The following is an 8,942-nucleotide window of genomic DNA, read 5'->3' as shown; positions in this document are numbered from 1 at the left end:
CTAAAAAGACTCTGTCGCTTTCGCAAGCTGGAAGCCACCAGCCGCAAAGCACATCTAGCCGTACAACCGAGCGTAATAACCCCCGAGTGCCAGCAGGTCCTGATGGCGGCCCCGCTCAACGACCGTCCCTTGGTTCATGACGGTAATTAAATCTGCATGTTCCACGGTACTGAGACGGTGGGCAATCAAAATGGTGGTGCGCCCCTTCATCAATACGTTCAGAGCCTGCTGTACCCAATGCTGGGATTCGTTATCCAGCGCGGAAGTCGCTTCGTCCAGCAGCAAAATCGGGGCGTTTTTGAGAATCGCCCGGGCGATCGCAATTCGCTGCCTTTGTCCACCCGACAACGACGCTCCTCTCTCTCCCACCGGCGTTTTATACTGTTCAGGAAGTTCCTGAATGAAATGGTGAGCGTACGCTGCTTTGGCCGCTTCGATTACTTCTTCATCCGTTGCATCCGGGTTGCCGTAGCGGATGTTTTCCTCAATCGTGCCGGTAAATAAGAACGACTCCTGTGGAACGTATGCAATCTGCCTGCGGATTTCTTCCAGCGTGTAATGGCCGAATGGTTTGCCTTGGAGCAGAATTTCTCCGCTGTCCACAGGATAAAAGCCGAGCAGCAGCTTAATCAGCGTACTTTTGCCGCTGCCGCTGGCCCCCACGATAGCGGCGACCTGGCCGGGAAACACCTGCATGGACATGTCGATAAGCACCTTTTTATCCGCCTGATAGGAAAATTCCACATCGCGAAACTCCACCGCAGCCTCTGACACGAGCTCACTACAAGGAGATCCCAGACGCTCCGGTTCCTCTTCCTGTCTTAGTACCTCTTGAATCCGAGTAGCGCCCGCGAGCGAATTTTGAGTCATGGACAGAACCATCCCCAAGTTCAACAAGGCATGTGTCAGATTTACTTGCAGAACCGCCAGGGCAGCAACGCTTCCCATTCCCATCAGTCCGTAAGCATAAAGAAGACTGCCGATGACGATGATGCCGCAGAACGTGACATAGCTGATAAAATGGTTCACCGCAGCCTGCATGCCGTTTTTCTGTGCGGTTTGCCGAAGCGTCTGCGTCATTTGTTCGTTCAACGCCTCGTACTGGCCGTAAATCGTGCGGATGCGGAACAGCTTCACCATTTGAATGCCGCCCATAAAATCTTTAAATTTTTCGGTCATTTTACCGAGCGTTTGCAAGCCTTGTTCGGACAGAACGCGAATATCCCTCGCAAATTTCAGGCTAACAACGGAGGACAGCAGCAGAATGACGAAGGATACCCCGGCAAACCGCCAATCGATCAACACCATAGAGACAATGGAGCCGATGCAAAAGACAACTTGAAGCAGCAAAACGAAGTAAACCTGCGAGAATGTAAACTCAACGGTCGTTACATCGTTGTTCACCCGCGACAGCAAGTCTCCATGGTGCGTCTGCTCTAGGAATCTCGGCCGCACCCGGCACAGCTTGTCATAAAGACGTTTGCGAATATCCAGCACAGTCATCTCGACACTGCGTTGGTATAAGTAAATGAACCATGGAGAAATCACATTTTCCAGGAATAGGGCCACGCCCAAAATAATAAAGGCTTCCACCATCAGGGACGTATCTCGGGACACGGCGAAATCAACCAAGTTATGTACGACCAAACTGAAGGCGATCAGGAACAATGTCTGTGTGAGCGCCGTCACGGCAAGGCCAATGGCGTACTGGGTTTTGAGCTTGCGGTTCATAAACGTCAGCAAGTAGCCGAGTTCTTTTACTTGCGAGAGCCAGCCGCCCTTTTTCATGTGTACGACACCTCCCTGCGTTCGGCAGACTCGGTAAATTCCTGGTAGTATGACTGGGCATACAACCCCTTCATCTCCAACAAATGTTCATGAGTGCCTTTTTCCACGATATTTCCTTGTTCCATGACCCAAATTTCGTCGGCGTTTTGTACGGTAGAGAGCCGGTGGGCAATAACCATCGTCGTTCTCTGCTTCATCAAGACGTTGAGCGCTTCCTGAACCGCGCTTTCCGACTCCGGATCAAGAGCCGACGTTGGTTCGTCCAGCAGCAGTACGGGAGCATCCTTCAGAAAAGCCCGGGCCATTGCAATACGCTGGCGCTGCCCGCCGGACAAGAAGCCTCCGCGCTCTCCGACATACGTCTGGTAGCCGTCGGGAAGCTGCATAATAAAGGAGTGCGCCTGAGCGACTTTGGCGGCTTCCATAATGTCGTCCATCGACGCATCTTCCCGCCCGTAGCCAATATTTTCGGCGATCGTGCCACTAAACAAATAGGAATCTTGAGTTACCACTGAAAAATATGACCGAAGCTGCTCCGGATCGGCGCCGTGGATCAGGCTGCCGAATACACGGATCTCCCCCTGATCCTCCTGAAGCGGATAAAAGCCGATTACAAGCTTAAACACCGTACTCTTCCCTCCGCCGCTCGCCCCGACAAGCGCGATCGTCTTCCCTTCCGGCACCGTGAAGCTAACATTACGCAGGATCGAGGCGCTCTCTTCATACCCGAAGGTTACGTTCTGAAACTCGATGGGGGCGGCGCTCGCCTTCGGAAGCGAACGGCCATTTTCCGTTTCGGTCGGCTGCTCTACGATTTCGGAGACCCTTCTCAGGGCACCGGCCATTTCGAACGTGCGAGTGATGAGCTCAGGAATATGCTCCAGCGGCTCCAGACACAGATTCAGCAAGTACAGGAAGGCGACCAGTTCCCCCGCGCCTAGTTGACCGTTGTAGATTAAATAACTTCCGTAACTGACGGCAAAAATGATCGGGCTGATCATCAGCGTGGACAGCAGCGGGTTGACCCAAGCTTCCCGCTTTTTCACGGCTAGCTTTTTTTGAGCTGTCAATTGCAGCAGCACTTGATAGGAGCGAGATAGCATGCCGGATAGCAGATAGCTTTTTACAATCGGCATACCGCCAAGCGTATCCTGTAGGTTGATGTTCATTCGGCCCATGTTCGCCTGGGCTTCCTCCGTCAACCGTTCCAACTGCTTGCCAATCCATTGGGAAACCAGCAGCGCTACAGGAAATAACAGCAGGCTGTACAGCATCAACTCCCATTGGAGGTAGATTAAATAAGCGAAACAGCCAATGAATAATAGCGGATGATAAAACCACTGGGCGAGGTCCCGAATCATAAACTGCTGAATAAGCTGCAGGTCGTTGTTGATCCGCGACAACATGTCACCAGAGTGCTGCTTTTCCAAATAGGAGACCGGGAGTTTGCCGATATGACGCATGACATGGTTGCGGATATCCTGCACCGCAGAAGCGCTGCTTCGCTCTACGCCGAAGCTCATGAAAAACTTCGCCGGCACTCCGATCAAGATGACCACAAAGACCGTGTACACGATCTGGAGAGCGATTGGACCTGCCCCCTTCTCGGCCTGGGTGGTCAACTGCTCGATTAAACTCCCCGTCCATATCTCAATAACGGCTGCAGCAATTGCGGACAAGGTACCCACGATCATCCAGCCTTTGTGACGGCTTACATAGGACATCAGCCAGCGGAATGCTTTCCAGGTCGCGTAAGCGGTTTGGCGCTTGGAAGGCACCGCTGTGCCGTGCGCTTGAACAGACGGCTGCCGGTCAGCTTCCATGCAGCACCCCAGCCTCCGCTTCGATCTGCCGCTTGACTTGCACTAAAATGTCCCGGATGACAATGGCCGTTTCGTCCACGCGCGCGAGTTCCAGCAATTCCTCGTGCGCGCCCTCCAGCCGGTAAGAGGCGTAAGCTTGCGTCGTTGCCCCCCGCCAGGACGGCAATTGGTGCTCCGTGCGGTACGCTTCGCTGTCCTGCGCAATTAGTTCGTAAATCCGGGCCGAGGTCGTGCCGGAATTAATAAGCTGCGCTTCGTATGCCAAGGTAGCTTTGACCTTACGATGAACACGCTCCCGTACGAGTGGGTTGCTCATTAATTCCTTCTCTTCTTCATCGAAATCGGCAAGCGTTTCTTCAAGCTCTTTCTCCGTCGTTTCAGAAGGCGTTAGCGCGTCCTTAATCCACGAGTCCACCATGAGCACGTCCGTTACGGGATACCCTCTTTTCTCCATCGTTTTGGCTACCTCGAATGTCAAGTTGCCTCCGAAGCAGTAGCCAAGCAGCACATAAGGTCCTTCCGGCTGAATGCGGACAATTTCGTCCACATAACGGTTCAGCATAGCCTCGTAATCGGTGGCATCGTCGATAAAATCAATGCCGTAGAGCACAAACTGGCCATCCAGCCTGCTTGCCAGCTCTCGGTAACCGACGCCGAAGCCGCTGCCCGGAGGGAAGCAGAACACACTCAGATCTCCTGCTTGATTCAGCTTAATGAACGAGTCTCCCCCTTTATCCAGGCCCAGATTCCCCTCTCCGAAAGCCATAGCTTCAACGGTTAAATGATGAAATTGGCGGTTCAGCGGTATCTCAATGCCCGTTTCATCGTAAACGGCTTGAACGAGCTTCATCAGACTTAACGAATTGCCACCCAACTCAAAAAAGTTATCCTTTACGCCGACCTGCGGAACGCCAAGCGTATCCCGCCAGACGCGGGCGATTTTCATTTCGAGCAGCGTTCTTGGCGCGACATATTCCGCTCCTCCGACCGCGGCTTCCTCCGGCGCGGGCAGCGCTTTGCGGTCGATTTTCCCGTTCGGGGTTAGCGGCATCCGTGAAAGCTGAACAAAATGCGCCGGAATCATGTAATTCGGCAATTTTTGCGCCAGCGCGCTTCTCAGCTCGCCGAGCGTAAGCGGGTGGACCGCGACCAGATAAGCGCACAATTCTTGCCCGCTTTTGCCGTCCCGCGCGATTACAATCGTCTCCTGCACGGAGTCGATCTTCAGAAGCTGCTCTTCAATCTCGCCTATCTCGATCCGGATTCCACGGATTTTCACCTGATGGTCGATCCGGCCCAAGTACTCAACATTTCCGTCCGGTAGCCAGCGGGCGAGATCTCCCGTCCGGTAAAGGCGTTCTCCCGGCGCGAACGGATGTTCCACGAATTTCTCGGCCGTCAGCTCCGGATGGTTCAAGTAACCTCTCGCAAGCCCCACGCCTGCTACGCACAACTCGCCGTCCACTCCCGGAGGCACAAGCTGCAAGTGGGCATCTAAAATAAAAATCCGGTGATTGGCCAGCGGGCGCCCGATCGGAATAACTCTGTGCTCCGGCTGCTCTTCATCCGCATCCCAAAGCGTCGTAACAATCGAAGCTTCGGTAGGGCCGTAAGCATTGAAATAGTGCACCTTCGATTTCCACTGCTGCACGAATTCGGCCGATACCGCTGAGCCTCCCGTTACTAGCTTCTTTAAGCTGGGGAGGCGGTCCGGGTTCAAATAAGCACTGTACGTCGGAGGCAAAATCGCCGCTGTAATCGCATGCTCGTTCATATAACTCTCGAACAAGCGGTTGTCGAGAATTGTTTCGGCCGTCGGGATGTACAAAGCCGCGCCAAAATAGAGCGCTTTGAACATTTCCCAGCAGGATGCGTCGAACGACAGGCTGGCGAATTGAACGATCCGGTCATGCTCCGTGATGCCCAGTCTGTCCGCGAACATCAGTTTCAAGCTGACCAAACCTCGATGTTCCAGCATGACCCCTTTAGGTTTGCCCGTCGTACCTGACGTATAGATGACATAAGCCAGATCATTCGGACCGCTGACCGGCTCCAAGTTCGAGCCATCATCGGTGTAGACCTGCTCGTCATCCAGCGCCAACACGGTCCCTTCGAACGGTACCTGCTGTAGACGTTCCCTTTGAGTCAGCAGCAGCTGCGCACCCGAATCCTCGATCATGAAGCGGATGCGCTCTTCCGGGTAGTCGGGATCGACAGGCACGTAGGCTCCGCCCGCTTTGAGAACCGCCATAATGCCGACGACCATATCGAGCGAGCGTTCGGCCAGAATCACTACCAGTTGATCCGCTGCTCCCCCCCTCTTTCGCAGGGTCCGCGCAAGGCGGTTGGATCGCTCGTTAAGCTCACGGTAGGTCAACTGCCGCTCGTTCATGACGACTGCCACGTTGTCCGGGTAAAGCTCCGCCTGTTCTTCGAACAAGCCGTAAATCGTTTTCCCCCGCTCGAACTCGGTTTCAGTGTCATTAAATCGCTTCAGCAGCGTCTCCCTCTCGTCCGGGGACAGCACATCAACTTGTCCGAGCTCCAAATCCGACTGAAATAAAAGCACGCACAGCAGCCGAACAAGATGGTCGGCCGCCTGTTCCACAAATGCACGCTCATACCGCTGCCCATCAAAGCTTATTTCCAGCTCGATGGAGTGGTTTTGGCGGTCGAAGCGAAAAACCGTATCGGCCGCCACCCGGTTACCCAACGGTCCCGGATGAATCGGGGCAAAGGATACGACGGTGTTGACAACCGGGAGTCCGTCCCCCGTATAGTCCAGATGGAGCGGCTCCACCATTTTCCGAAAAGGCAGGTGCTGATGCTCCAGCGCCTCACCAATAGAGGCTTTGATGCCCCCGAGCAGCGTTTTCAGCGTAGTTTGGCGGCTAACAGACGTCTTGATCACCAAGATGTCATGCGGTGGCGGAGTCCCGTCGGCGTCTACGCTATAAGAAGGCATGCCGACCAGTACTTGGTCCCGCCCGGTATATTTGAACAGTAGACTCTTTACTCCTGCCAAAACAATCATGTACAAAGCCAAATCCGAACCGTTGGCGAGCCCAATGATTCTCTCCGAGAGTTCGCTCGGCAGCGTACGGTGTAGCAAGCCCGGCTCGGCCGCGGATTCCCCGTCGGCGGATAATTTGGAGGATTGACTGTACGGAAGGAAGCTCAAGCTGTCATCGTCGTCAAACTTGGCGCTCCAGTAGCGTTCTTCCTTTTCAAACAAAGATTTCATTCGTATCACCCCTAAAAATGAAATGACCGCATGCCCCGGCGCAGGTCCGAAAAAACTTGCTTTCGGCCTGCGCGTCTAAGGGCTTAGACGTTGTTCGCCGTCTTCCTTGAAATAAATGCGCACCGCTTTCGCTAGACAGCGGGTCGCGCTTGTAAAATTAGAACGCGAATTCGATCGTATCGACGGCACTCTTTGCGCCTGCCGCCGGCTTATGACATTTAATCTGTCTTAGCTCGAGTTGTGGATTTTCCGCAATTTGAGACAGTACCCGCAGGTAATCCTCGGTCAAGTTGCGGATCATCGCTTCTTTGAACAGCTTGGTGGCGTAGAAGAAGCCCCCGCTCAGAGAACCATTGTTTTCATACATAAACAGCGTCAGATCGAACTTCGCTTCTTCCAAATGGTCAAGCTCATAATTGTTCAGGCTGACCCCTTCCAGTTCGGCGTCTCGTTCTTCGATATTTTGCAAGTCGAAAACGGCATCAAACAGCGGGAAGCGACCCGGCTCTCGCTTCACATTCAAACGCTCCACGAGTTCCTCCAATGGATAATCCTGATTCTCGAAAGCCCCCAAAGCCGTCTCCTTCACTTCTTCCAGGTAGGACAAAAACGTTTTGTCGCCCGACGGACGATTGCGGATCGCCAGCGTATTGACAAACATCCCGATAACCGATTCCAAATCGGCGTTCGTTCTTCCCGCCACCGGGGTGCCAATGACCAAGTCCTCCTGACCGCTATACTTGGACAACAGCACGGTATAAGCCGCAACAAGCACCATGAACAGCGTGCTTTCACGCTCGGCCGCCAATTCGCGCAGCCGTGCAGAGAGAGAAGCTTCGATGTCGAACTCCAGATGCGCACCTTCGTAGCTGCGATCCGCAGACCGTTCGTAGTCCATCGGCAGGTCCGCTTTCGGCAGCTCACCTTCGAAGGTTTGCAGCCAGTACGCTTCCTGCAGCCCGATCCGCTCTTGGTAGGCCTTCGACTGCTGCCAAACGGCATAATCCTTGTATTGAATGCGTAGTGGCGGCAGTTCTTCCCCCGCGTAGAAACTCGTGAACTCATCGATCACAATCGCCATCGATACACCATCGGACACCATATGGTGCATGTCGAAAAGGAGGATATACAGGTTCGCCTCCAGCTCGATGACCCCGGCCCGCAGCAGCGGCGGCTTGACGAGATCAAACGGACGAATGAAACTGCGGACGATCTGCTCGATTTGAGCCGCATTCTCTTTATCCGCTCGATAATGCTCCATAGCAAAATCGACCTGCGAGTAAATCCGCTGAACCACTTCGCCCTTTACAATTTCAAAACCGGTGCGCAGCGATTCATGCCGTGTTATCAATTTCAACAAGGCGGCTTCTAACCGGTCTAAATCAAACTTGCCTTCCACCTGCACCAGCTCCGGCATGTTGTAAAGCTGATCTGCCCCATCCAACGTGTGCTGAATGAACAGCCGTTTCTGCGCGGAGGACAGAGGATAGTACTCTCTCTCCTCCGCTTGAGGAATGTCCTCATGCTCCCGTCGTTCCATGCGGGCGATCGCCTCGGCCATTGCCGCAATCGTAGAATGACGAAATACGTCGCGCAGCGGCAAGTTGACGTTTAATTCTTTAAATACCTTGCTGACCAGCGTCGTCGCCCGCAAGGAGTGGCCGCCGATGTCAAAGAAGTTGTCGTGAACGCCAATCTCCTTCGCAAGCCCGAGTACCTCCTGCCAAATCACCACCAGCTTCGTTTCCAGCTCATTGCGCGGTGCGACGTACTCCGTTCCGCTTCCTGCTTCTCCTTCCGGCGCGGGCAGCGCCTTCCGGTCAATCTTCCCATTCGGCGTCAGAGGCAGGCGCTCCAACCCCACGAAGTACGATGGGATCATATAGCCCGGCAACTCCTGCGCGAGTGCGCTGCGCAAATCGTTCACCACCAGATCCGCCCCGGTATTCGGCGTGTAATACGCGCATAACGCCTTCTGCCCGTCTGCGTCACTTCGAACCAGCACCACCGCTTCGCGCAAACCTTCCACTCGCAGCAGCTGCGACTCGATCTCGCCCGTTTCGATCCGGTAACCCCGGATTTTCGCC

At 54.2% G+C, this 8,942-nt stretch carries 4 protein-coding genes; all 4 read right to left on the bottom strand.

Features of this window, described 5'->3' with window-relative positions; translation table 11 throughout:
* Positions 1 to 54: 54 nt before the first annotated feature.
* Positions 55 to 1,788, bottom strand: coding sequence for an ABC transporter ATP-binding protein (locus tag H580_RS0120370; RefSeq protein ID WP_028596420.1), 1,734 nt, complete (start codon positions 1,786 to 1,788; stop codon positions 55 to 57).
* Positions 1,785 to 3,611 carry an ABC transporter ATP-binding protein gene (locus H580_RS0120365; RefSeq protein ID WP_028596419.1) on the bottom strand — a complete coding sequence of 609 codons (1,827 nt, stop codon included), beginning with the start codon at positions 3,609 to 3,611 and terminating at the stop codon, positions 1,785 to 1,787. The genes H580_RS0120370 and H580_RS0120365 overlap by 4 nt, the downstream gene beginning before the upstream one ends.
* Positions 3,601 to 6,855 (bottom strand): non-ribosomal peptide synthetase, encoded by a 3,255-nt coding sequence (locus H580_RS0120360; RefSeq protein WP_028596418.1) that lies wholly within the window; start codon positions 6,853 to 6,855, stop codon positions 3,601 to 3,603. The genes H580_RS0120365 and H580_RS0120360 overlap by 11 nt, the downstream gene beginning before the upstream one ends.
* A 157-nt stretch (positions 6,856 to 7,012) precedes the next feature.
* Positions 7,013 to 8,942: condensation domain-containing protein (locus H580_RS0120355; RefSeq protein ID WP_245583611.1), on the bottom strand; the 1,930-nt coding region annotated here is incomplete at its 5' end.

Source organism: Paenibacillus assamensis DSM 18201 (assembly GCF_000422445.1).
GTDB classification, from domain to species: Bacteria; Bacillota; Bacilli; order Paenibacillales; family Paenibacillaceae; genus Paenibacillus_B; species Paenibacillus_B assamensis.
This window is presented reverse-complemented; position numbering and strand designations above follow the sequence as displayed.